The sequence below is a fragment of the Pseudomonas sp. S2_H01 genome (assembly GCF_054668305.1).
In genome coordinates, this window is sequence record NZ_CP162756.1 from 2,537,119 (window position 1) to 2,561,727 (window position 24,609).

General features: G+C 59.7%; 22 protein-coding genes. 13 read left to right on the top strand and 9 right to left on the bottom strand.

Going from position 1 to position 24,609, the window contains the following annotated elements:
* Window positions 1-63 precede the first annotated feature (63 nt).
* The 4 genes from AB4N84_RS11270 to AB4N84_RS11285 all read right to left on the bottom strand — a co-directional run bounded on the left by AB4N84_RS11270 (window position 64) and on the right by AB4N84_RS11285 (window position 3,016).
* Window positions 64-777: a PA5502 family lipoprotein gene (locus AB4N84_RS11270; protein ID WP_460046381.1), complete on the bottom strand. Its 714-nt coding sequence runs from the start codon at window positions 775-777 to the stop codon at window positions 64-66.
* Window positions 778-934: 157 nt separating this feature from the next.
* On the bottom strand, window positions 935-1,717 hold the full coding sequence (gene znuB, locus AB4N84_RS11275; RefSeq protein ID WP_074757546.1) for a zinc ABC transporter permease subunit ZnuB: 783 nt from the start codon (window positions 1,715-1,717) through the stop codon (window positions 935-937).
* Window positions 1,710-2,534 carry a zinc ABC transporter ATP-binding protein ZnuC gene (gene znuC / locus AB4N84_RS11280; protein ID WP_074757548.1) on the bottom strand — a complete coding sequence of 275 codons (825 nt, stop codon included), beginning with the start codon at window positions 2,532-2,534 and terminating at the stop codon, window positions 1,710-1,712. Before znuC ends, znuB begins: the two co-directional genes overlap by 8 nt.
* A complete protein-coding gene (locus AB4N84_RS11285) occupies window positions 2,534-3,016 on the bottom strand; it encodes a Fur family transcriptional regulator (protein ID WP_074757550.1) in 483 nt (160 codons plus the stop codon). Before AB4N84_RS11285 ends, znuC begins: the two co-directional genes overlap by 1 nt.
* 66 nt (window positions 3,017-3,082) lie before the next feature.
* On the opposite strand from AB4N84_RS11285, the gene AB4N84_RS11290 reads away from it, so the two are divergent.
* On the top strand, window positions 3,083-4,009 hold the full coding sequence (locus AB4N84_RS11290; RefSeq protein ID WP_208605206.1) for a zinc ABC transporter substrate-binding protein: 927 nt from the start codon (window positions 3,083-3,085) through the stop codon (window positions 4,007-4,009).
* Between the two features lie 239 nt (window positions 4,010-4,248).
* Here AB4N84_RS11290 and AB4N84_RS11295 read toward each other — a convergent pair whose 3' ends face one another.
* Window positions 4,249-5,199 (bottom strand): homoserine kinase, encoded by a 951-nt coding sequence (locus AB4N84_RS11295; RefSeq protein ID WP_460046382.1) that lies wholly within the window; start codon window positions 5,197-5,199, stop codon window positions 4,249-4,251.
* 34 nt (window positions 5,200-5,233) lie between these two features.
* Window positions 5,234-5,521, bottom strand: a complete 288-nt coding sequence (locus AB4N84_RS11300; protein WP_074757556.1) for a DUF2782 domain-containing protein — start codon at window positions 5,519-5,521, stop codon at window positions 5,234-5,236.
* A 74-nt stretch (window positions 5,522-5,595) separates the two neighbouring features.
* Here AB4N84_RS11300 and polA point away from each other — a divergent pair, with 74 nt between their 5' ends.
* Complete coding sequence (gene polA, locus AB4N84_RS11305; RefSeq protein ID WP_460046383.1) at window positions 5,596-8,361, top strand: DNA polymerase I; 2,766 nt, start codon at window positions 5,596-5,598, stop codon at window positions 8,359-8,361.
* Window positions 8,362-8,629: 268 nt separating this feature from the next.
* On the opposite strand, the gene yihA is transcribed toward polA, so the two are convergent.
* The gene (yihA, locus tag AB4N84_RS11310; protein ID WP_062386430.1) at window positions 8,630-9,265 is read right to left on the bottom strand and encodes a ribosome biogenesis GTP-binding protein YihA/YsxC; all 636 of its coding nucleotides are present in this window, start codon (window positions 9,263-9,265) and stop codon (window positions 8,630-8,632) included.
* Between the two features lie 174 nt (window positions 9,266-9,439).
* On the opposite strand from yihA, the gene AB4N84_RS11315 reads away from it, so the two are divergent.
* The 6 genes from AB4N84_RS11315 (at window position 9,440) to AB4N84_RS11340 (ending at window position 16,592) form a co-directional block, all read left to right on the top strand.
* Window positions 9,440-10,057, top strand: a complete 618-nt coding sequence (locus AB4N84_RS11315; protein WP_074757560.1) for a c-type cytochrome — start codon at window positions 9,440-9,442, stop codon at window positions 10,055-10,057.
* 202 nt (window positions 10,058-10,259) lie between these two features.
* Window positions 10,260-10,901, top strand: coding sequence for a thiol:disulfide interchange protein DsbA/DsbL (locus AB4N84_RS11320; RefSeq protein WP_074757562.1), 642 nt, complete (start codon window positions 10,260-10,262; stop codon window positions 10,899-10,901).
* A 9-nt stretch (window positions 10,902-10,910) separates the two neighbouring features.
* Window positions 10,911-11,789: an endonuclease/exonuclease/phosphatase family protein gene (locus AB4N84_RS11325; protein ID WP_074757564.1), complete on the top strand. Its 879-nt coding sequence runs from the start codon at window positions 10,911-10,913 to the stop codon at window positions 11,787-11,789.
* Complete coding sequence (locus AB4N84_RS11330) at window positions 11,786-14,011, top strand: GGDEF domain-containing protein (protein WP_460046385.1); 2,226 nt, start codon at window positions 11,786-11,788, stop codon at window positions 14,009-14,011. The genes AB4N84_RS11325 and AB4N84_RS11330 overlap by 4 nt, the downstream gene beginning before the upstream one ends.
* A gap of 102 nt (window positions 14,012-14,113) precedes the next feature.
* Complete coding sequence (locus tag AB4N84_RS11335) at window positions 14,114-14,890, top strand: N-acetylmuramoyl-L-alanine amidase (RefSeq protein WP_460046386.1); 777 nt, start codon at window positions 14,114-14,116, stop codon at window positions 14,888-14,890.
* An 82-nt stretch (window positions 14,891-14,972) separates the two neighbouring features.
* On the top strand, window positions 14,973-16,592 hold the full coding sequence (locus AB4N84_RS11340) for an EAL domain-containing protein (protein WP_460046387.1): 1,620 nt from the start codon (window positions 14,973-14,975) through the stop codon (window positions 16,590-16,592).
* 60 nt (window positions 16,593-16,652) lie between these two features.
* On the opposite strand, the gene AB4N84_RS11345 is transcribed toward AB4N84_RS11340, so the two are convergent.
* On the bottom strand, window positions 16,653-18,440 hold the full coding sequence (locus AB4N84_RS11345; RefSeq protein WP_460046389.1) for a KinB sensor domain-containing domain: 1,788 nt from the start codon (window positions 18,438-18,440) through the stop codon (window positions 16,653-16,655).
* 10 nt (window positions 18,441-18,450) lie between these two features.
* Window positions 18,451-19,797, bottom strand: coding sequence for a sigma-54-dependent response regulator transcription factor AlgB (algB, locus tag AB4N84_RS11350; protein WP_074757574.1), 1,347 nt, complete (start codon window positions 19,795-19,797; stop codon window positions 18,451-18,453).
* 255 nt (window positions 19,798-20,052) lie between these two features.
* Between algB and AB4N84_RS11355 the strand changes: the two genes are divergently transcribed.
* From AB4N84_RS11355 to gltP, 5 genes are all read left to right on the top strand, one after another.
* A complete protein-coding gene (locus AB4N84_RS11355; RefSeq protein WP_460046391.1) occupies window positions 20,053-20,907 on the top strand; it encodes a BON domain-containing protein in 855 nt (284 codons plus the stop codon).
* Between the two features lie 382 nt (window positions 20,908-21,289).
* Window positions 21,290-21,574 (top strand): hypothetical protein, encoded by a 285-nt coding sequence (locus AB4N84_RS11360; protein ID WP_460046392.1) that lies wholly within the window; start codon window positions 21,290-21,292, stop codon window positions 21,572-21,574.
* A gap of 88 nt (window positions 21,575-21,662) precedes the next feature.
* Entirely contained in the window at window positions 21,663-21,827 is a 165-nt protein-coding gene (locus AB4N84_RS11365) for a DUF1328 domain-containing protein (protein ID WP_002555679.1), read from the top strand.
* A 2-nt stretch (window positions 21,828-21,829) separates the two neighbouring features.
* Entirely contained in the window at window positions 21,830-22,297 is a 468-nt protein-coding gene (locus tag AB4N84_RS11370) for an inhibitor of vertebrate lysozyme family protein (protein ID WP_460046393.1), read from the top strand.
* A 721-nt stretch (window positions 22,298-23,018) separates the two neighbouring features.
* Window positions 23,019-24,350 carry a glutamate/aspartate:proton symporter GltP gene (gene gltP, locus AB4N84_RS11375; RefSeq protein WP_460046395.1) on the top strand — a complete coding sequence of 444 codons (1,332 nt, stop codon included), beginning with the start codon at window positions 23,019-23,021 and terminating at the stop codon, window positions 24,348-24,350.
* Window positions 24,351-24,609 lie beyond the last annotated feature (259 nt).

Here is a 24,609-nt window from a genome sequence, read left to right on the forward strand (position 1 = left end):
TTACGCATCCAAATAAAAAGGCGTTGCCCGTAAGGGCAACGCCTTTCTTTGATCAGAATCTGATCAGAGCTTTGCGGGTTTCAGGATGATCTGCGCAGGCTCGGTTCTTTCGATCTCACGCTGCATCTGCAACTCGAAGTCCGGGTTGATCTTCGTCACGCGCTTGGTCAGCAACGTTGCCAGCCAAGGGTAGTCATCCGTGCGGGGCACCTGAACGGTCACTTCGCAATTGAACGCAGCGATATCGGCGGCGATGTCGTTCAGTTGGCGACGCAATTGCCTTGAATCGGCAATGTTCAACTTGATCGTCGTGCTTTCCACGGTCGGGTCGATGACCTTGGCAGTGCGCTTGGCCTCAGCCGCGCGCAAATCGGCTTCAGCCTTGTCGAGTTCGGCCTTGCGAGCATTGGCGATCGCGCCATTCACGCCGCTGGTTAACGCAGGCGCTTTGGGCATGAGTGCGCGCGCACGGCTCAGGGCGGTGGCGGCGGCGTTGACGTCTCCTTTCTGAAGCACAATCTGACTGCGGCTCAAATACGCCTCAGCCAGTTGACGTTGGTACTGCTCCAGGCGTGGGTCATCAGGGTTCTTGCTCTGCAGAGCGGCCAATTGATCTTCAGCGGTGGCCAATTCGCTGCTGGCAATATTCTGATCCAGCTGCTGATACGCATCGGGCGCCGCGACAGGCGCGGGCTCTTCGACGGGCTTGCTTTGGCAGGCGACCAACAAGATGGAAAATGCAGCAAGCAGCAGATAACGGGATGCGAACGGCTTCATTCCTGCGATTCTCTATTTGCGCAAAAAACGAGCAAGTCTACACATAAGTGCCTTGCACCGAAAATAACTGATCACCATCGGCGGCGCTGTACCGAATCATTGCATATTGCCGCCATTCAATTATTGCGGAGTATGACTGTTCTTCCAGTCCAAGGTTCTACCGCTTGGGTAAAAGGAAGCTCAGCAAAAACAACGCGGCAGCGCAGACCACGATGGACGGGCCTGCCGGGGTGTCCTTGAACCAGGACAGCGCGAGCCCGCCACAGACTGCAAGCACACCAATGATGCTCGCGCCCAACGCCATTTGCTCGGGCGAGCGGGCGTGACGTTGTGCCGCAGCCGCCGGAATGATCAGCAAGGATGTGATCAGCAGTACGCCAACGATTTTCATCGCCACCGCGATGACCACGGCGATCAGCAACATCAGTGTCATGCGCAGGGCCGCGACCGGCAGGCCTTCGACTGTCGCCAGTTCTTCGTGGACCGTGATGGCCAGCAGCGGCCGCCACAGCGCACAGATCAGCACCAGCACCGCCGCGCTGCCGCCCAGAATCCACGAAAGATCAGTCGGGCTGATCGCCAGCAGGTCGCCGAACAGATAGCCCATCAGGTCGATGCGCACTTCGCGCATGAAGCTCAGTACGACGAGCCCTAGTGAAAGCGTGCTGGGCGCGAGAATCCCCAGCAGCGTATCCGAGGCGAGTGGCTGACGTTGTTGAAGGGTCACCAGCAGAATCGCGAGCAGTAGGCAGCCCACCGTCACCGCGATGGTCGGGCTGATGTCCAGCAAAAAGCCCAGCGCCACGCCCAGCAAGGCGGCGTGGGACAAGGTGTCGCCGAAATACGCCATACGACGCCAGACCACGAACGAGCCTAACGGGCCTGCGACGATCGCCAGAGCAAGTCCTGCGAGCAAGGCATAGAGTAGAAAATCAGCCATGCTTGCAGCTGTCTCCGTGGTCATGGTTGTGAGGGGGCGTGTGTGCTGGCGCAGGATCATGACGGTGATCGTGCGCAACCGCGGGTTGGCACACTTCACCGTGCAGGTCGTGCGCATGGTCGTGGTGGTGGTGATAGATCGCCAGGCTCGGCGCGTGCTGACCGAACAGCTCGACGAACGCCGGGTCGTTGCTCACGTGTTCCGGGTGGCCGGAGCAGCAGACGTGACGGTTCAGGCAAACCACCTGGTCGGTGGTGCTCATCACCAGATGCAAATCGTGGGACACCATCAGCACACCGCACTGATGACGGTTACGCAATTGGGTGATCAGCGCATACAGTTCGGCCTGGCCTGCAACGTCGACGCCCTGCACGGGCTCATCGAGCACCAGCAACTCAGGCTGTCGCAGCAGTGCACGGGCCAGCAGAACCCGTTGCATTTCCCCGCCTGAAATACCCTGCAACGGACTGTCGATGACTTTTTCGGCGCCGACTTCGGTCAAGGCCGCGAGCGCGGTGTCCCGGTCGACACCCGGCACCAGGCGCAGGAATCGCAGGACGGACAACGGCAGCGTGGCGTCTATATGGAGCTTTTGCGGCATGTAGCCGATGCGCAGTCTGGGTTTGCGCCAGACATCGCCTGAATCAGGCTTGAGCAATCCGAGCACGGCGCGCACCAGCGTCGTCTTGCCCGCGCCGTTAGGGCCGATCAGGGTGACGATCTCGCCGGGACTGACGCTCAGCTGGATGTTCTCCAGCACGCTCTGGCCGGCACGAGTGACGCTGACGTCCTTCAGGCGGATCAGTGCGTCGCTCATCAGGCGGCCTTGCAGCCAGCACACACACCGACCACTTCAACGGTCTGGCCTTCCACGTCAAAGCCGACTTCATTGGCCGCGTTGACGATGGCTGCACTGATAGCCCCGTGCTGCAGCTCGATGGCTGCATGGCATTCGCGGCAAATCAGGAACTGGCCTTGATGCGCGTGGGTCGGGTGGTTGCAGCCCGCGAACGCGTTCAGCGAGGCAATGCGGTGCACCAAGCCGTTTTCCAGCAGGAAATCCAGCGCACGGTACACGGTGGGCGGCGCGGCACGACGACCGTCTTCTTCGCTCAAGACCGCGAGGATGTCGTAAGCCCCCAGTGGCTTATGGCTTTGCCAGACCAGTTCCAGCACACGACGACGCAGAGCGGTCAGCCGCAGGCCTTTACCGGCACACAAGGTATCGGCTTCAGTAAGGGCGCTGTGTACGCAATGAGAGTGATCGTGGGGGCGACTGGCCAGTGGTGTTTTAGACATGGGCGGCGACGGCTTTTGAGAGAGACGTTATTATGTTACCCGTTCCTGCCCCCATGAGTGGTCACCGTGTCCCGACTTTTTTTACTTTTTGTCGTATTCATCACCGGATTTCTTTCCATTGCTCCCGCCCAGGCCGAGGTTCGCGTGCTGACCAGCATCAAGCCGCTACAGCTGATTGCTGCGGCGGTGCAGGACGGAATCGCGGTGCCGGAAGTCCTGCTGCCGCCGGGCGCATCGCCGCATAACTACGCGCTGCGTCCGTCCGACGTACGGCGCGTCCAGGACGTCGACCTTCTGTACTGGATCGGCCCTGACATGGAAACGTTCCTGCCTCGCGTGCTGGCGGGACGAACCAAGGCGTCTGTGCCGGTGCAGTCGTTGCCGGGCATGCATTTGCGCCACTTCACCGCGAGCAGTGATCACCATGACGACGACGGTGATGCTGACGAACATGATCACGACCATCGTCCGGGCAGCGTTGACGCACATCTGTGGCTGTCCTCGGTCAACGCGCGGGTGATCGCGGCGAAAATGGCTGCCGATCTGAGTCAGGCCGACCCGGCCAACGCGGCGCGCTACGAGAGTAACGTCAAGGCATTCGATGCACGCATGGATGCAGTGGACGCGAAGATCAAACAGCGCGTGGCGGGCATCACCGACAAGCCGTATTTCGTGTTTCACGAAGCCTTCGATTATTTCGAAGAGGCTTACGGGCTCAAGCACGCGGGTGTGTTTGCGGTCAGCAGCGAAGTGCAGCCGGGTGCGCAGCACGTCGCCGCCATGCGCACGCGCCTGGCAACCTTCGGCAAGACCTGCGTGTTCAGCGAGCCGCCGCTGCGCCCGCGCCTGGCTGAAACCCTGAGTGCGGGGTTGCCGGTGAAACTGGCTGAGCTGGATGGGCTTGGCGGATACACGCCTGCCACGGCCCAGGGGTATGAGCAGTTGTTGAGCAAGCTGGCTGATGATCTGGCGGGGTGCCTGGAGAGTTTGTAGCGTCTGGGAAAATGTTATCGCGGGCAAGCGCGCTCCTACAATTGAAGCGCGCTCTTCTGTAGGAGCGCGCTTGGTCTGGGCGGCGTTCCGACGAATGCGGTGGGTCAGCAACTTCAACGGTGACTGGCACACCGCATCGCTGCCCTCGTAACCTCGGACGTCTCCTACAGGGATCGGGTTGATGCACGGACACCTGTTCGGCCCCAGCCCTGTGGGAGTGAGCTTGCTCGCGAATGCATTTACAACGCGAACGGCAATGGAATATGCGTTTCCTGGCGCTGTTCCAGGCGTTTGCGGAATTCCGACGGATCGTGGATCAACACGTCCTGTCCGGCAAAGCTTTCCGCTGCAATCAGGCGCGACAACCAGAACCGTACGCAACCGACGCGCAACATCGTTGACCACAGCTCAGCTTCCGCCGCCGTAAACGGACGCAATGCCGCGTAGGCGCCCAGCAAGGCGCGAGCACGCGGCGCATCGATCTTGCCGTCCTCGAACGAGCACCAGTCATTCACGGCGATCGCGACGTCATACAGCATCGGTGCGGAGCAGGCGTTGTAAAAGTCGATTACGCCCGTCAGGTGAGTCCCTTCAAACAGCGTGTTGTCGCGGAACAGATCGGCGTGCACGTTGGCGCGCGGCAGGGCCATGATCTTGTCTTTCTGACGCTCGATTTCTTCGACGGAGCGCTTCAGCAGAGCGCCTTCCGTTTCGCCGAGGTGCGAAATGAAGTTAGTGCCTTCCTTCAGCATCCAGTCCAGACCGCGATCGGTCTTGCGCTCGATGGGCTTTTCACGGGTCGCCAGGTGCATGTGCGCCATCAGCTCGCCGATCTGCGCGCAGTGCTGAGTGTTCGGTTCGGTCGGGTGTTTGCCCGACAGGCGCGGTTGCAGCAGCGCGGGCTTGCCTTTGAGCTCGCGCAACGCCTGCCCGTCGGTGGTACGCAGGGCGTAGGGGACCGGCAGGTTCGCGTCGTGCAGCACGTCCAGCAGTTCGATGAAGAATGGCATTTCCTGCACGGGGCCGCGCTCGACCAGCGTCAGGACGAACTCGCCCTTTTCCATGCTGATGAAGAAGTTGGTGTTTTCACTTCCGGCTGCGATGCCTTGGAAATCACGCAGGTGGCCGAGCCCGTACGGGGCGAGAAAAGCTTCCAGCTCGGGCCGAGCCAGGGGAGTAAAAACGGACATATGAACACTGCCAGCAAAAGGTGAATGTAAGGCGTTACCAGCTGAATAGTACCCACTGGGGGATCAGCATGTCCGGTTGATCCGAACGAATGAATTGACCGCTGGTGCCATCGGCGCGCACCAGATAGTACGGTTTGCCGTATTTCGGCGTGATTTTTACCGCATAAACGAAGCCGTTTGCCTTGTATTCCTGCACGAAATTGTCACCTTCCTTGCGGATCGTGACGTCAGGTTCAGCCGACGGGGCTTCGTCTTCGGCTGCCGCCGCGATCAGCGGGGCAACCAACAGAGCGAGCAGTAACAAGCGATTTTGTGTACGCATGATAACCTTGCTCCTTTGTCGTCAACGGTCCTCGCATTCTAGCGCCGACCCCGCCGAAAAGGTTGATCCTGCACATGAGTCTCGCGCCCCTCGTCCTGGTGGACGGTTCTTCTTATCTGTACCGCGCCTTCCACGCGCTGCCGCCACTCACCACGTCCAAGGGCCTGCCTACCGGTGCGGTCAAGGGCGTGTTGAACATGCTCAAGAGCCTGCGCAAACAGTATCCGGAAAGTCCCTTCGCCGTGGTGTTCGACGCCAAAGGCGGGACCTTCCGCGATGAAATGTTTGCCGAGTACAAGGCCAATCGTCCGAGCATGCCTGACGACATGCGCGTGCAGATCGACTTTTTGCATAACTGCGTCAAAGGCCTGGGTTATCCGTTGCTGTGTGTCGAAGGCGTGGAAGCCGACGACGTGATCGGCACCCTGGCGCGCAGCAGTGCTGCCGCCGATCGTCCGGTGGTCATCTCCACCGGCGACAAGGACATGGCGCAGCTGGTCGACGGGCACATTACGTTGGTCAACACCATGACCGGTAGCGTGCTGGACGTGGCGGGCGTGAAAGAGAAATTTGGCGTCGGCCCCGAGCACATCATCGATTATCTCGCGCTGATGGGCGACAAAGTCGACAATATTCCCGGCGTTCCCGGCGTGGGTGAAAAGACCGCCGCTGGCCTGCTGGTCGGTATCAACGGTGGCCTCAAAGAGCTCTACGAGAACCTCGACAAGGTCCCGAGCCTGGCGATTCGTGGCGCAAAATCGCTGCCCGCCAAGCTCGAAGAGCACAAGGAGATGGCATTCCTTTCCTACCAGCTGGCGACCATCAAGATCGACGTGCCCCTGGACATTGAACTGGATGCCCTGCACTGCGGCGAGCCAGACCGCGAAGCCTTGCTGGCGCTGTACACCGAGCTTGAGTTCAAGAGCTGGGTCAACGACCTGCAGCGTGAAGCCAAACAGGAAGGGACCGAGATTGCGCCTGCCGAAGAGGCTGCGCCGGTTATCGAGGCCAAATATGAGCTGATTCTGGAGCAGACTCAGTTTGACGACTGGCTGAGGAAACTCCAGGCCGCCAACCTGTTCGCCTTCGTTGTGCAGAGCAACGGTACCGATGCGCAACGCGCTCAAATCGTCGGCCTGTCGTTCGCGATCAAGACCCACGAAGCCTGCTATATCCCGTTGACCCACTCCTACATGGGCGTGCCGCAGCAACTGGACCGCGATGCGGTACTCAATGCCGTCAAGCCCATGCTGGAGGACGCGAGCAAGATCAAAGTCGGCCAGCACGCCAAGTTCGCCATCAACCTGCTGGCGAACTGCGCCATCGGAGGCGACCAGAGCCAGGGCATCAATGTTCAGGGTGTGAAGTTCGACACCATGCTCGAATCCTATGTGCTCGACTCAACGGCCACTCGGCATGACCGCGACAGTCTGGTCGCCAAGTACCTGGACCACACGCCGGTGAATTTCCAGGACATCGCGGGCAAGGGCGCCAAGCAACTCTCCTTCGACCAGATCGCGCTGGAGCAGGCAGGCATCTACGCCGCCGAGGAAGTCGACCTTACCTTGCGCCTGCATGAAATCCTGCAAGCGAAACTGGACAAGATCCCGACGTTGGCGCCGGTGTTGAACGAGATCGAAATGCCGCTGATGCCGGTCCTGGCGCGCATCGAGCGCCAGGGTGCGCTGGTCGATGCCAAGTTGCTGGGCATCCAGAGTGTCGAGCTGGGCAACAAGATGACCGAGCTTGAGCGTGAGGCGTTCGCCATTGCGGGCGAGGAATTCAACCTCGGTTCGCCCAAGCAACTGGGCGTGATCCTGTATGAAAAGCTCGGCATGCCGATTATCAGCAAAACTGCCACCGGACAGCCTTCCACGGCAGAAGCGGTGCTGGCGGAACTCGCCGAACAAGAGTTTCCGCTGCCCAAGGTGCTGATGCAGTACCGCTCGATGAGCAAACTGAAAAGCACTTACACCGACCGACTGCCCGAGCAGATCAACCCCCGCACCGGGCGGATCCACACGTCCTATCACCAAGCCGTGGCCGTGACCGGACGCTTGTCGTCCAGCGACCCCAACCTGCAGAACATTCCAATCCGCACTGCCGAAGGCCGTCGGATTCGCCAGGCGTTCGTGGCGCCGCAAGGGTACAAGCTGCTGGCGGCGGACTATTCGCAGATCGAATTGCGGATCATGGCGCATCTGGCCAAGGACGAAGGGCTGCTCCACGCCTTCCGCAACGACCTGGATGTGCACCGTGCGACGGCGGCCGAGGTGTTTGGCGTCGAATTGCCAGAGGTGACGAACGACATGCGTCGAAGTGCCAAGGCGATCAACTTCGGTCTGATCTACGGCATGAGCGCATTTGGTCTGGCCAAGCAGATCGGTGTCGACCGCAAACAGTCGCAAGCGTATGTAGACCGCTACTTCGCGCGGTATCCCGGTGTGCTCGAGTACATGGAGCGCACCCGCACTCAGGCGGCCGAGCAGGGTTTCGTCGAAACGATTTTCGGGCGTCGCCTCTACCTGCCGGACATCAATGCGAAGAACCAGGCGCTGCGTAAAGGGGCTGAGCGCATGGCGATTAACGCGCCGATGCAAGGCACGGCGGCGGACATCATCAAGCGTGCAATGGTCGCGGTGAATGGCTGGCTGGACACGTCAGGTCTTGATGCCAGGGTGATTCTGCAGGTCCACGACGAACTGGTGCTGGAAGTGCGTGAGGATCTGGTCGAACAGATCAGCAAGGACATCCGCGTCCACATGAGCGGCGCAGCCGATCTTGACGTGCCGCTGCTGGTGGAAGTGGGCGTGGGGAGCAACTGGGACGAGGCGCACTAAGCGCTTTGTTGCCTTTCCCGCAGGAGCGCGTTCCTGCGGGCCGCGCCCGGAATCACGGTCCGGGCTGGACTGCCAACATTAAATTTCCGCAGATTTTGAACTTCCGCGGACAAAACCCGGTCAGAGTTTGCGAGTGGTTGACGTAGCCACTCATGCTCCTATGTTGTGTTAAGTGTTGGCAGATATCCGGACCTCTCCCTAGTGGTCTGGACTTAGACCCCGAACTTCCCCTCCCCATATGAAGTCCGGGGTTTTTTTTGCCTGCGATTTACGCCGCAGGCGCCTTGTCTTCCAGTTCCATCCAGTCGGCCAGCACGGTGTACGCTTCTTCCAGACCCATGCGCTTGGGCGCCGAGAACAGCTGGATGGTGACCGCGTCGCCCCAGCCCTTGCGAATTTCCGATTGCACCTTGAGCAGCGTGTTCTTGGCCGCGCCGAAGGTCAGTTTGTCCGCCTTGGTCAGCAGGATGTGCATGGGCATGCCGCTGGCGATGGCCCAGTCGAGCATCAACAGGTCGAAGTCGGTCATCGGGTGACGGATGTCCATCATCAGGATCAGACCTTTCAGACTCTCGCGGCTGCCCAGGTAAGCCTCGAGGTGACGCTGCCAGTGTTGCTTGAGCGGAATGGGTACTTTTGCATAACCGTAGCCGGGCAGGTCGACCAGACGCCGATCATCGTCCAGACTGAAGAAGTTCAGCAGCTGCGTGCGACCCGGCGTTTTCGAGGTGCGTGCCAGGCTGGCGTGGGTCAGGGTGTTCAGCGCGCTGGATTTACCGGCGTTGGAGCGGCCGGCAAAGGCCACTTCAAAACCTTCGTCGTCCGGGCATTGGTCGACTTTGGCGGCGCTGAGCATGAACTTGGCTTGTTGGCACAAACCGAGGATCGGGTTCTTGAGTTGCATGGGATATCCGGTGAGGGCGTTGCGGCAAGGGTGCGGCAACGGGGTGTCGTTTCCGTTTGATGGGCGCAAGTATATAATGCCGCAGATTTTGTGTGTGCTTTGTGCGTCAGCAGGATGAAGTTCGCGCAAGTCGGACTAACCTTACTCCAACAATAAAATGTACTGGATTAGCCGATGAACAAATTACTGTTGAGTCTGCTGTTGATCTTGGGCATCTCAAGCACCACCCAGGCCGCTGATGCGGTAAAGGGCGATCCTGCCGCGGGCCAGGCTAAAACCGCTGTCTGTGGCGCCTGCCATGGCCCGGATGGTAACAGCATGGCCCCCAACTTCCCTAAACTCGCCGGACAAGGTCCGCGCTATCTGCTCAAGCAGTTGCACGAAATCAAGGACGGCAAGCGTGTCGTGCTGGAAATGACGGGTCTGCTCAACAACCTCAATGAGCAGGACCTGGCGGACATCGCCGCCTACTTCGCCAGCCAGAAAGGCAGCGTCGGTGCAGCCGATCCTAACCTGGTGGCGCGAGGCGAAGCACTGTTCCGTGGGGGCAAGCTGGATCAAGGCATGCCGGCGTGTACGGGATGCCACTCGCCCAACGGCGCGGGCAACGCTGCTGCCGGTTTTCCACACCTGGGTGGGCAGCATGCCGACTACGTCAAGAAGCAGCTGACCGCGTTCCGCGAAGGCGAACGCACCAACGACGGCGACACCATGGTCATGCGCTCCATCGCCTCCAAGCTGAGCAACAAGGATATCGACGCGTTGTCGGCCTACATACAGGGTCTGCATTAAGCCTCGATTAAGGCTGCAGGCCCCGTCGCAGGCGGATTGACGATCAGAAATGTTTGCACATGTTTCATGTGCAGACGGGCCAAAAAGGGTAGCGAACGGCTGCCCTTTTTTATGCGCGCAGGCGTTACACTTGCGAACTCACATCACCCCGTCCGGTCCAACAGCCGCTGTCGAGGTGACTTTTCATGCCCAGGAGTTAAGCATGCGTAATCTGATTCTCAGCGCCGCTCTGGTATTCACCAGCCTGTTCGGTCTGACCGCTCAAGCTGCAGAGCCGATCGAAGCCGGCAAGCAATATGTCGAGCTGAGCAGCGCCGTCCCTGTTTCCGAGCCAGGCAAGATCGAAGTCGTCGAAATGTTCTGGTACGGCTGCCCTCACTGCTACGCGTTCGAACCCGTGATCAATCCATGGATTGAAAAACTCCCGGCCGACGTCCACTTCATTCGCGTGCCTGCCATGTTCGGTGGCCCATGGGATGCTCACGGCCAGCTGTTCATCACGCTGGACACCATGGGTGTCGAGAAGAAAGTCCACACTGCCGTGTTCGACGCCATCCAGAAAGGCGGCAAGCGCCTGACCGATCCGAACGACATGGCCGAGTTCGTCGCCACTCAAGGCGTCGACAAGACCAAGTTCCTGGAAACCTTCAACTCGTTCGCCGTAAAGGGCAAGATCGCCCAGTACAAAGAACTGGCCAAGAAGTATGAAATCACGGGCGTCCCGACCATGATCGTCAACGGCAAGTACCGCTTCGATCTGGGCACTGCCGGTGGTCCTGAGCAAGCGCTGCAAGTGGCCGATCAGCTGATCGCCAAAGAGCGCGCAACGCTCACCGCCAAGTAAGCGCCGGCGATGACGCGCTGGGGTACTGAACGCACTGTTGCCCGGCACACCCCCAAGGTCAACGAGCGACATGTGCAGGAATCCGGATTGCCAGCCGATGGCCGGCTCCGGTTGCTCAGCTTCAACATTCAGGTGGGCATCAGTACCGAGCGTTACCGGCATTACCTGACCCGTGGCTGGCAGCACTTGCTGCCCCACAACGGTCGGGCCGGAAATCTGCAGAAGATCGGCAACCTGCTGAACGACTACGATCTGGTCGCGTTGCAGGAAGCCGATGGCGGCAGCATGCGTTCAGGCTACGTCAATCAGGTCGAACACCTCGCCCAGCTCGGTTCTTTTCCGTACTGGCATCAGCAGCTCAACCGTAACCTGGGACGTTTTGCCCAGCACAGCAATGGTGTGCTGAGCCGGTTGCGACCCTGGGATATCGAAGATCATCCGCTGCCAGGCCCAGCCGGGCGTGGCGCGATTCTGGTTCGTTTCGGTGAAGGCGAAGACGCTCTGGTCGTCGTCGTGATGCATCTGGCATTGGGTGCGCGCACCCGTACCCGGCAGCTCGCGTATATCCGCGAGCTGATCGGCGGCTACAAGCATCAGGTCCTGATGGGCGACATGAACACCCACGCGGCCGATTTGCTGGAAACCTCTCCCTTGCGTGATCTTGGCCTGCTCGCGCCCCAGATCGAAGCCACCTTTCCCAGCTGGCGCCCGCAGCGCTGCCTGGACCACATTCTTCTGAGTCCGACCCTGACGCTTGAGAAAGTCCAGGTGCTGGCTCAGCCCATTTCCGATCATCTGCCCGTCGCGGTGGAGATTCGCTTGCCGGCCTCATTAATTGGCGACTCGCTGCCGATAACAAGCACATCTCCTCGCGGACCCTCGGAATGAGCGACGAAGCCCAACGCTGGAAAGAAAAGTACCTTAAGAGCATCGAGCAGCAAGACAAGCTGGAAAAGCGTTGGAACGCTCGTCTCGACCTGCTCCGGCGTGGCCTTGTGCGCAGCAGCCTGGCGGCCGAAGGCGCTGACAAGGCGGTCGATCAGTGCATGAAGGAGATGCGCGAGATCGTTCGCAAGGACGACATGGACGCCGGTCTGGCAGCCTTGATCCCGCGTCTCGAAAAAGCCGTGCTGGACTCCGAACAACGCCGCGAAAAGCGCGTGGAGCAAATGGGCACAGCGTTGACCTCGCTGGTCGCACAGCTGCAATCGCTGCCATTGCCCCGAGAAGTCGCCAAACCGCTTAAGCGTTTCGCCAAGAATCTTGAAGACCGCGTCAATCAGGCCCGTGAACTGCCGCTGCTGCTCAGCGAACTGAGCGGGCTGCAAAGTCAGGCCCTGGCTCAGCTTGAGCACCCGGAAGAAGCCGCTCGCCCCGGTTTTCTCCAGCGTCTGTTTGGCGGTCGGGATGCGCACGAAGAGGGAGAGGCGACTCCGTCTGCCCACCCTCACGTCGAAGCACTGAAGCCTGCGCCAGCCAGTGCTCATCAGCCTGATTCCGAGGAAGAGGAAGAAGACGCGGCACCGGCGCGCGGCGCGCCTCAGGCCGCTCAGTGGACGAACGAGGCACCCGCGCAATCAGAGGCGGCGGTGACGACTGAAAAGCCTGCTCCTGCCGCGATTGCTGCAGTAATGACAGATGGGTCCGTCGTCGCCGGTAAGCAGGCAGTGCCCGACGCCGTGGTGCCTGCTGTCGAGCCGGAGCGTGAGCCCGAGCGGCGAGAGACTGCCACGCCAGCCGCTGAACCGGCGTCTGTCGCGCCGCCAGCGTCTGAACCCTCGGTGGTCGAAACTCAAGCGACGCCCGCAGAGCCTAGCGCCGAGTCAGCGCCAATCGAAGCTGCGCCTGACATCGCGCCTGCTGAGTCAGACGCTGCTGAGGTGAGCGACGGGCCAACGCCGGACAGCGAAGAACATGCCATCGCGCAGGCTGAAGCCGCGTCCAGCGAAGATCAGGAGGCCGCAGCGCAGGCTGACGAAGAGACGGACGGTGAAGACAAGCCCGGCGCCGAGGGCGATGTTGAAGAAGACGGACCCTATGCGCTGCCTTCTTCGCCCGAGCCGAGCTACAGCTCGGTCGCTGCGCACATTGAAGAAACCCTGCTGGGCTTACTCAACGATCTGACGTTGCCCGAACATCACCGCCCTCAAGCCGAGGCCATGCGTGCCCGGCTCGAACATGGATTGAACTGGTACGAGTTGTTGCCGATCCTCGACGATCTTGCCGTCTTGATGCTGGCGATCACCGACAGCGGTCAGCATGAGTTCGAGCTCTACCTCAAACAGCTCAATGAGCGGCTGGAGTCGTTCCAGAGCAACCTGCAGGCCGCCAGCGAGGATCACGCGGGGCAGCAGTCTGCTTCGCGTGAGCTTAACGATCAATTACGAGAGCACGTGGGCGACCTGCAAACCAGCGTGCAGGAAGCGGCCGATCTCGACACCCTGAAGAATGTGCTGGAGAGGCGTCTGGAAGGCCTGATCGGCACCATGGACGAACATCAGAAACAACGGGATCAACGAGAGCAGGAGGTCGCAACGCGTCTGCAATCGTTGGCCAGCCGCGTGGCAACCATGGAGCAGGAGGCGCAGGGGTTCCGCGCGCACCTGGAAGAGCAGCGACAGAAGGCCCTGATCGATACCCTCACAGGTTTGCCTAACCGTGCGGCCTGGAACGAGCGGCTGGATCATGAGGTTGACCAGCTACAGAAGCACCGCTCCAGTCTGCTGCTGGGGATTCTCGACCTGGACCATTTCAAGCGTATCAACGACGGCTACGGTCATCTGGCGGGCGACAAGGTCTTGAAGATCATTGCCACCCAGCTGCAAAAGCGCGTGAGGCCGTCAGACTTCATTGCGCGTTTCGGCGGTGAGGAGTTTGTGTTCCTGCTCCCGCATACTCAAATGGCCGAGGGTCTGGCGTTGCTTGAGCGTTTACGCGTGACCATTGAGGCCTGTCCCTTTCACTTCAAAGGCGAGCCGGTGACCATCACGGTGTCCATGGGCATCACGACGTTCAAACCGGGCGAGCGCAGCGATCTGGTGCTTAAACGCGCGGATCAGGCGTTATACCGAGCCAAAGCCGAAGGGCGTAATCGCATCGAGCAAGGATAAGGGCATCGCCGTTGCCGGTGATGCGCGGCAGCAGCCATTTTTGAGCGAGGCGCGGGCATTACGTTACACTGTTGCATTACTTGCCTATGTGTTCTGCCCTTTATGAAGTCATTTTCAGCGTTTTTCCTTCTGTTGTTGCTGACCGCTTGCACCAGCGGTCCGAAGCTCGACACCAGCCACCCCTCCGCCAATTTCGACAGCCGCACGCAGTTTGTCGTGGTGCATTACACGTCGGCCTCGCTTGAGCGTTCGCTCGCATTGTTGACCCACGGTGAGGTCAGCGCGCACTACCTGATCGGCGACGGCCCGGCCACGGTCTACAAGCTCGTGGATGAAAGTCAGCGCGCCTGGCATGCAGGTGAAAGCGAATGGGACGGCCGAACCTGGCTGAACTCCAGTAGCATCGGCATCGAAATCGTCAATCCGGGCTATCGCGACACGCCAACGGGGCGGCTTTGGTATCCGTACAGCGAAGCGCAGATTCAGTCCCTGATCGTGTTGCTCAAAGACATCGTCAAACGCAACAAGATCGAACCCCGGCATGTCATCGGGCACAGCGATATTGCGCCCATGCGCAAACTGGACCCGGGACCGTTGTTTCCATGGAAGCGGTTGGCGCAGGAAGGGTTGGGGATCTGGCCGGATGAACAGCAGGTTGCGCAGCGTCAGTCGCAGATGATGGGCGTGGTGCCCAGCGCGACATGGTTCCAGCAGCAACTCGCGCTCTTGGGCTATGCGACGCCGCAAACCGGGGAATGGGACATTGCGAGTCGCCACGTCTTGGCGGCTTTCCAGATGCATTACCGTCCGCAGAAATTCGACGGCGAACCTGATCTGCAAAGTGCAGCTATTCTTCAGGTGCTCAACCTCAGGCACTAAATTACCCGCACTGTCGGTTTTTAGCGGGCTATTTCCGCGCTTGTTGCTATACCTCATTGGTATCCATCTGGAAAACCGGCCGATGTTCACGGCTTCACCGCAACTGCGCTCAGTTCTTTATCGCCCTTCACTCCTGGCACTGCTGGCGGCGTTGTTGAGCGCTGTCGTGCTGTTGGCGGGCAGTTTCGGCCTCGCGATGCATCAGGCGCGGCAGGAAGAAAGCGCGCAGATGAACGCTCAGGGCGAGCGTTTTCTGGTGCGTCTTGAGCAGCTGTTCGGGCAATTACGCGCAGGTCTGGACCAGCTCGAAGCACAGCCGCTACGCGGTTGTGGCCCGGCGATGATCGAGCAATTGCGGCAGGTCAACTCGCGGTATCGCTTCATCTATGAAGTGGCTTACGTGGATGACACACAGTTCTGCTCCAGCTGGACCCGGCAAAGCATGATCGGCAAGCCGCGTGCGCCCGACATCCGCGGCCCGACTTACGACTATTGGCTCAACACCTCTACCCAGCCCGATGACAACCTCGCGTCGCTGATGCTGGGACGCGGTGATTTTCGTGTATCGACCTCGCGCGGCCACCTGACCGACGTGGTGGATCTGCCGCCCGGTGGCAGCCTGGTCGTGGTGCTGGATCAAGGGACCAAGGCCGTGCCCGTGTTGGGGCCGGCGCAGACTTGGCCGCCCACGTCCGACTGGACCCCGACTTCCGTCGAAACGCTGATCACCACGCAGGACAAATTGGTTTACCGGATGCCGACACAGAGCCCGGAATACCAATTGGTGCTGATTACCCCGCGTAACGGTCTGCAGCAGAAGATTACCGGCGCCTGGTGGCTGTTGGTGCCTGCGAGCGTGCTGGTGTCGTTGTGCATCGGGATTCTGGTGCTGCAACTGGTCCGGCAGCGACAGTCGCTGGGGGGCGAATTGCACGGCGCGCTGCGTCGCGGTGAGCTGAAGGTTCTGTATCAACCCATTTTCGACCTCAATACCCGGCTGTGCGTGGGCGCTGAGGCCTTGGTGCGCTGGCGACGACCTGACGGCACGCTGACCAGCCCTGACCTTTTTATTCCACTGGCCGAGAACACCGGGCAAATCCGGCAGATCACTGACTTTGTGCTGCAGCAGTTGCTGGAGCAGCTCGGTCACCTGTTGCGGGCGAATCCGCATCTTTACGTGTCGGTCAACCTCGCGGCCTGCGACGTGATGGCGCCCCGCATCGGTCGAGTGACGGCCAAGCTCCTGGCGCTGCATCGGGTGGCGCCCCGGCAAATTGCCTTTGAGGTGACCGAGCGCGGTCTGGTCGACGTGGTGGTGGCGCGCAATCACCTGCAGGCGCTGCGCGATCGTGGCCATCAGGTGTTGATCGACGATTTTGGCACGGGTTATTGCAGCCTCGCCTATTTGCAGACCTTGCCAGTGGACTGCCTGAAGATCGACAAGGCGTTCATTGATGCGCTGGGTCACGACGCTGCCAGCAGCGGTGTCGCGCCGCACATCATCCGCATGGCGCACGCGCTGCAGTTGAGGGTGATCGCTGAAGGGATTGAGTTCGAGTCTCAAGCCTTGCTGCTCAAGAGTGAAGGCGTGATCTATGGTCAGGGCTGGCTGTTCGCCCGACCGTTGAGCGCGAGCAAGTTTACCGAGTTGGTGACGGGTGGGCGGCGCAGCGCAGGGCGACGTACTGACGATGTGGCGTGACGGGGTCGGGCGACCCAAGGCGCTGGGCTCTCCGTAAGAGGTGAGCCGACAGGCCTACACCTACAAAGGCAGCGCCATGTAAAACTGCGTGCCCTGCCCCGGTCGTGAATACACACCCATGCGGCCCCCGTGCAACTGCACGATCTCCTTGCACAGTGCCAGTCCCAGGCCTGCCCCGCCTTTCTTACGGCCGACTTGAACGAAGGGCTCGAAAATCCGCGCCTGCTGCTCGTAGGCAATCCCCTCGCCGTTGTCTTCGACGCTGATGACCAGGCGTTCGCCGTGCCGGCGCGCTTGCAGGCGGATAAGCCCGGATTGGGGCGTGTGGCGCAGGGCGTTATCCAGCAGGTTGTCCAGCACGCGCTCAAGGTGCGCTTTGTCGGCTTGCAGGCGCGGTAACGGTTCCTGCATTTCCAGCAGCACCATCACGTCCTGTTCCCGTGCCGATTCGGCAAATCGCTCACGGGTTTCATGAAGAAGCTCGGTGACGTCACACGGCGCGAGGGTGAGTTTCTGCAAGCCATTCTGATAGCGAGAGAAGTTCAGCAGGTCGTTGATCAGCTGCATCAAACGCTGCATTTCCTCGTTAACCGTCTTGAGCAGGTCGGTTTCCCGGGACTCGGGCGGGAAGTGCACCCGTTCCTGCAACAACCCGAAGGCCATGTGCATGCCCGTGACCGGCGTGCGCAACTCGTGAGACGCGCGCAGGACGAACTCACTGCGCACGCGCTCGAACGCTCGCTGCTCGGTGACGTCGTGCAGCACCATCACGGCCCCCAGGACGTGGCCTTGAGTGTGGCTGACGGGGGTCAGGCTGTAAGTCAGGAGTCGGGCTTCGCCGTCGATCTCAATGGACAGGTCTTCCGGCGCCCGCTCAAGCGTCCCTCCGCGCAGAACCAGATACAGCTGTTCATCCAGTTCGGGCCGCTGCAGCGCTTCGCCCAACCCTTGGCCGAGCTTGCTCTCTTCCCAGCCGAGCTGACGCTGAGCCACGGGGTTGAGGTGCTCGAGTCGACCCTGACGATCAATCATCAGCAAGCCATCGTCGATGCTGTCGAGGACCGCCTGTAAGCGCTGCTGGCCGGCCAGCAGTTCGTCGACGTTGGTGACCTGATGCTGGCGCAAGGCTTCGGCCATGATGCCGAAACGCCGGGTCAGCTGGTTCATTTCCGCGGCCGAGGAAATGGGCAATGTCACCTCGAAGTTGCCCTGACCGATTTTGTCAGCGGCCTTGGCCAGCGCCTCGATGGGCGCACCAAACCGGCGTGCAATGCCGTGCGCGGTGACAAACCCGATGGCCAGCACCGCCAGGCCCACCAGTCCTAGGAGCGCCGCGACCCACAATGCTCGGCTACGCGAAGCACTTTCCGCCTGGCTGATGTTCTCCAAGGCCTGACGGTGTGCATTCAGCAGACCGTTGCGCAGCGTGTTGAAAGCGCTGGTCACGTTCTTGTCGTCGTTGAGCGCGTTGGCCGGGTCGTCGGCGCGCTGAATGGCGTTCAGGAACTGCTCGTAGTCCAGGCGCGCTTTTTCGAAGCCGCTGTTCGTTAGGGTCTGCTGGTCGTGGTCGATGCCCTGATCAAGCAGTTCTTGAAACTGCGCCTGATTCCGCGCCAGCGCGGCTTGATCCGGCGTCTCCCTGAGCAGCATCACCAGCTGATCGCCCAGGTTCTGCCTGAGCTTGAGGCCGATATCGAGCGTGATGAAGTTGTGCCGAATCAGCGACTCCTGGGATTTGGCCATCTGCATGACGCTGACCAGACCCAGCAATAACCCCAATAGAGCGACGGTCATCAGCGCCGAAATGCTGAGGAACAGACGCGTGCGCAGCTTCATCCCGAACTTCATCGATGCCCCATCACAAGTTGTACTGCTTGCGTTTGCGGTACAGCGTCGACGCATCGATGCCGAGCGTACGTGCGGCTTGATCAAGGGTGTCACTGGTGGCCAGCACCGCCCCGATGTGCGCTTTCTCCAGCTCGTCCAGGCTCAACGCTGCGCCGACGCGCGGTGCATTATTGGTCGGCTGCTCGGCCATGCCCAGATGGGTGATTTCGACCTTCTCTTGCGGGCAGATAATGCTCGCCCGTTCGATCACGTTGCGAAGCTCGCGGATGTTCCCTGGCCAGCGGTAGTTGAGCAGCGCGCTGCGCGCTTCATCGCTGAAGCCACGCGCCGGGCGGCTGTACTCTTTGACGAAACGTGCCAGAAAGCGATCCGCCAGGGTCAGGATGTCTTCGCCACGCTCACGCAGCGGCGGCAGGTGCAGCGTGATGACGTTCAGTCGGTAGAGCAAGTCCTCACGGAAACGCCCGTCACGAACCATGTCTTCCAGGTTCAGGTTCGTTGCAGCGAGGATGCGCACGTCTGCACGGCGAGTGACCGGGTCACCGACGCGCTCGTATTCCTTGTCTTGAATGAAGCGCAGCAGCTTGGGTTGCAACGTCAGTGGGAAGTCACCGATTTCGTCGAGAAACAAGGTGCCGCCGTCGGCCTGGTTCACTCGACCCAGCGTGCTTTCGCTGGCGCCGGTGAATGCGCCACGGCTATGACCGAACAGCTCGCTTTCCATCAGCTCAGCCGTCAGTGACGGGCAGTTAATGGTGACGCAGGCTTTTTTGTTGCGCTTGCTCCAACCGTGAATCGCACGGGCCAGCTCGCCCTTACCGGTGCCTGACTCGCCGAGGATCAGAATGTTGGCGTCCGTATTGGCGACCTGACGGGCCGTTTCCAGAATCGCCATCATCGACGGGCTGTGGGAGTCCAGGCCGTCTTTGGGCTTGCGCACTTCGCCTTCTAGCGCTTCGAGCCGTGCAGACAGCTGACGCACCTCCAACTGCTTGGCGGTTGCCAGGCGCAGTTGATCCGGGCTGCATGGTTTGACCAGGTAGTCAGCAGCCCCGGCTTGAATGGCATCGACGGCGGTGTCTACGGCGGAGTGCGCGGTCACGATCACCACACGCATCCAGGGCGCTTGAACCCGCATCTGCGCCAATACGTCCAGTCCGTTGTCTTCCCCCAGACGCAGGTCCAGGAAGCAGACGTCGAATACCTGACGTTGCAGCAGCGCCTCGGCCTGAGCCGCGCTATTGGCGGTGGCGACGCTGTAGCCTTCATCTTCCAGGCAATAGCGGAAGGTGCGAAGGATGGCGGATTCATCATCCACAAGCAGAATACGGCCCTGATTCTCAGTGGCTGCTTCCATTTTTCCTACGCTCCTAAATGAATGATCTTGGTTAGTCCCGGAAAAATCGGGCAAGTTGCATGGTTCATTCTGATTGATTAAATGAGCAGCATGGTAGTGATCTGCCAAAAAACTCAAAAAACACGCGGTTCGTCCAACATCAGCGGACGCAGCGCTTCAAGCAGGGGCTCGCGGCGTGGTGATTCGCGAAACAGAACATCTGCGCAAATGAAAAGTCTCTCCAGTAGTACTTTTTGAAAATGTCTGGAGATTGCCATGCCCCCGCTGAAAAAAATCGCTCTCGCTGTTGCCACCGCCGGCCTGCTCGGAATGACGTCTCTCATCGCCGAGGCGGCGCAGGGTGATTTGCAAGCTCAACTGACCCAGGCGCGTCAGGAAGGGTCAATCTGGACTGCGTTCGCGCTGAACCGGCACCTGAGCCCCTTCAATATTGGCGTGAAGGTCGAGCAGGGTACGGCGACCCTGACGGGCAAGGTCGAAAATCAGGTTGATAAAGACCTGGCGACCCAGATCGCGGGCGATACACAAGGCATCAACAAGGTCGATAACCAGATGGAGATCGACCCGCAGGTGGCCGCAGAGCCTGGCACTAAAGCCAACATGGCCCAGCGTTTCGACGACGCGACGCTGACCGCAACCATCAAGTCGAAGCTGTTGTGGAACAGCGTGACCGAGGGGCTGAACATTGAAGTCACGGCCGCTCAGGGCGTCGTCACGCTCAAAGGCCAAGCCAAAGATGCCGAAGCCAAGCAACTGGCGGGCAGCCTTGCCAGCAACACCGACGGCGTCACCGAGGTGAACAACCTGATTAGCCTCAGTGCGCGGGATACGCAGGCCATCAAGGAGCAGAATCAGGCCGAAGCCAGCAGCGTACGCGAGGAATTCAGTGATGCGTGGATCACCAGCAAGGTCAAATCCAGCCTCATCTATAGCCGCAACCTCGACGGGCTCAATATAAAGGTCGAAACCAAGAGCGGCGTGGTCAGCCTCAATGGTGTCGTCGCCAACTATGCCGAGAAGGAACTGGCGGTCGAAATCGCCCGAAATATTCGGGGCGTCAAAGGGGTGGATGCCGATACTTTGCGCGTCATGACACGGAGCGCCGAGTAATTCCTTGAAGCGCCTGCATCGTTATGCGGCGCTGGCCAGTCTCAGCGCGGGCAGGTACTTGTAGGAGCGCGCTTGCCCGCGAATCAATCGTTCTGCCGACGCGGATTCATCGGATGTACCGGCCGCTGGACGGCATGCGTGCTCGCACTATCTATGCGACACAGATCGCGCCTTCTTACGGTCCTCCCCTATCCCTTCGTGCAATACGCACGATGCCAATTGTTCAATCGTGCAGCTTGCTCGTAAGAAGGATCTTTCAGATTTACATAACCATTTGATTTACAAAGAATTTATTGCATTTAAAAAGCTGGCACACAGGCTGCAATGTCTCAGGTAACAAAGGTCTGCATCGTCGGCCAAAAAGATTCCTGGAGCCTGCTGAATGAACACTCAACCACTCGCCAAACTTCGCATTTCCCCACTGCATCTGCAGCAAGGTCTGTTTGCCAGTTTGGCCCTGATGGTCACTTTGATCGTTGTTCAGCAGTTCAATCATTGGAATCAGGATCACGACGCGGCTCAGATTCAGCATGCCTACAGCCACAGCGCACCGCTTGCCCAAGCGAGTGCGTTGAAGGCAACGGATGTTGCACTGAGCCTGCAACCGGTTGAAGACGCAGCAACCGCTATCGATCAAGCGCCGCGTCAGCAGAGTTGGGTCTTCTGATTCATACCGTCAGAGGCACGATCTACATCGAGGGTCAAATCCGACACCTCGTCGTAGCTAGAAATTAAAAACAGTAAGGAGAATCACCATGTTGAGCTGGGCTATTACTTTTCTGATCATCGCCATTGTTGCAGCGGTTCTGGGCTTCGGTGGTATCGCAGGCACTGCCACGGGTATCGCCAAGATTCTCTTCGTTGTGTTTCTGGTGATGTTCGTCGTGTCGTTCTTCTTCGGTCGTCGCGGTCGGGGTTAACCATGATTCGCACGCATTTCCATGCGTTGACGCTGGCGCTTTTGACGAGCGCCAGCGCCATGGCGATGGCGGCAAACGACGGTCAGGCGAGGGTCAGCGAACTGCTCAGTTCGGACCCGGAATATCGTCAGACGTGGTCGGGCGTTGTGAAGAAGGAAGAGCGTTTGCCCGATTGGGTGATCAATCTCTCCGGTACCTCCGAGCAGATGAATGCGGTGACCGAAGATGGCGACAAATACCTGGTAGGGCCTCTCTGCGAAACCCAGGACACGTGCCTCAACAAACGGCTCATCGTGGCGTTCAGTCTCGACAAGTCGCATGCCTACGCGATGTTGGTGGAAGTGCCAGCTGGCCTGCCAGCAGACAAATCCCCGACTCGGCATGCCAACTACCGCTTTCTCGGTAAACCCGACGAAGGCATGCAGGGATTGCTGAAAGAGCAGTTAAAGAAAGATCCAAACTGGTACTGATTCAAATGAAGGAAGACTGAATTTCGCTTGGGTCTTCCCGAAAGCCGCTCAACCCCGAGGAGGGACTGGGCGTGACCAAGGGGCCGGGATGTTCTGACCAACGGAATGGTTGGAGCGACCCAGGTGTACAGGGAGTACTCCCGTTCGTGGGCCGGGTCAGGAAAGCCGCAACGCAAGTCCATCGTCAGATCAGCCCTCTCGCTGCGATCCGATTATGGACTTGCGACGCGCAAACGATTGACCTAGCGTTTTACCCCCGTTTTCCAGACTTTTCCCTCCTGTTCCTCTTCCTACATAGCCCTTCATCATTTCCTACGACCGTACATCGACAAAAAATCACCGAATATGCCCCTTTGGCCGTGGGTGACCGATTTGTCACTTGCCCTGCCATTTTTATCGCCTGCATCGCTACAGGCGACGTTTTAGCCACTCCCAAGCATAAAACTGCCTTCTGAAAATGTCGGGATTTGAGCCGGGTTTCGGTAAGTCTTTGATTTACCTCATGCCGATTCGGCATGAGGTAGGCATTTCCGGCATTAGACGATAGGCCCTTCCGTGGGAATAGTTGCGCCCTTTTTCGCCTGCTAAGAGCTCGGACGCTCGCTTGCGGTGACCTTCTGGACAGCTCTAAGGGCATCCGCGCCTCGATGCTGCTCTGCAAGAGCGACCTCGGAAGCGTCGGTTGAGAAATGTCCACGCCAACTACAACAAGGGTAATGACATGAAGAAGGCAAAACTGAGCCTCGCCTGGCAGATCCTCATCGGCCTCGTGCTAGGTGTCGCGCTGGGCGCCTTGCTCAATCACTTCAGTGCTGAAAAGGCCTGGTGGATCAGCAATATCCTCCAGCCAGCGGGTGACATCTTTATCCGCCTGATCAAGATGATCGTGATCCCTATCGTGATTTCGTCGCTGGTGGTCGGCATCGCAGGTGTTGGGGATGCGAAAAAGCTCGGTCGTATCGGTCTGAAGACGATTCTGTACTTCGAAATCGTCACCACAGTTGCCATCGTCGTCGGCCTGTTGCTGGCCAACGTGTTCCATCCGGGCACCGGCATCGACATGAGCACGCTGGGCACTGTGGACATCTCGCAATACGAGAAGACCACCGCCGAGGTTCAGCACGATCACGCGTTCATCGCCACGATCCTCAACCTCATTCCGTCGAACATCTTCGCGGCGGTCGCACGTGGCGACATGCTGCCGATCATCTTCTTCTCGGTGTTCTTCGGTCTGGGTCTTTCCAGTCTGAACGCTGAAGTGCGTGAGCCGCTGGTCAAGGTGTTCCAGGGCGTATCGGAAACCATGTTCAAGGTCACTCACATGATCATGAACTACGCGCCGATCGGTGTGTTCGCGCTGATCGCCGTGACCGTCGCCAACTTCGGTTTTGCCTCGCTGTTGCCGCTGGCCAAGCTGGTGATCCTGGTTTACGTGGCCATCGCGTTCTTCGCCTTCGTGGTGTTGGGGCTGATTGCCCGTCTGTTCGGTTTCTCCGTCCTCAAGCTGATGCGTATCTTCAAGGATGAGCTGGTGCTGGCCTACTCCACCGCGAGTTCCGAAACCGTGCTGCCACGCGTAATCGAGAAGATGGAAGCCTACGGTGCGCCGAAAGCCATCAGCAGCTTCGTGGTGCCGACCGGCTATTCGTTCAACCTCGACGGTTCGACGCTGTACCAAAGCATCGCCGCGCTGTTCATCGCGCAGCTGTATGGCATCGACATGCCGATCAGCCAGCAACTGATGCTGGTATTGACCCTGATGGTCACGTCCAAAGGTATCGCCGGCGTGCCGGGCGTCTCCTTCGTGGTGTTGCTGGCGACCCTGGGCAGCGTGGGTATTCCACTGGAGGGCCTGGCCTTCATCGCCGGCGTCGACCGGATCATGGACATGGCCCGTACCGCGCTGAACGTGATCGGCAACGCCCTCGCAGTCCTGGTTATCGCGCGTTGGGAAGGTATGTACGACGACGCCAAGGGCGAGCGCTACTGGAACTCGCTGCCGCACTGGCGCAGCAAGGAATCCTTTCCAGCAGGTCAGTCGACGGTCGATTGATTGCTGAGTAGCGTCAAACACACAAACCCTGGCCCTGGCTGGGGTTTGTTGTTTTAGGCGTACCGAACGGTAGGAGCGCGCTTGCCCGCGAGAGGCCGGCACATCCAATGCACCTTCGTTGGCAGAACAATCGATTCGCGGGCAAGCGCGCTCCTACATGATCGGGTCTGCACCTGATGGCTGGGCAGCGCCGCATAACTTTGTAGGAGCGTGGCTTGTCCCGCGATCGGCGACGTAGTCGTCGTAAAGACGGCGAATG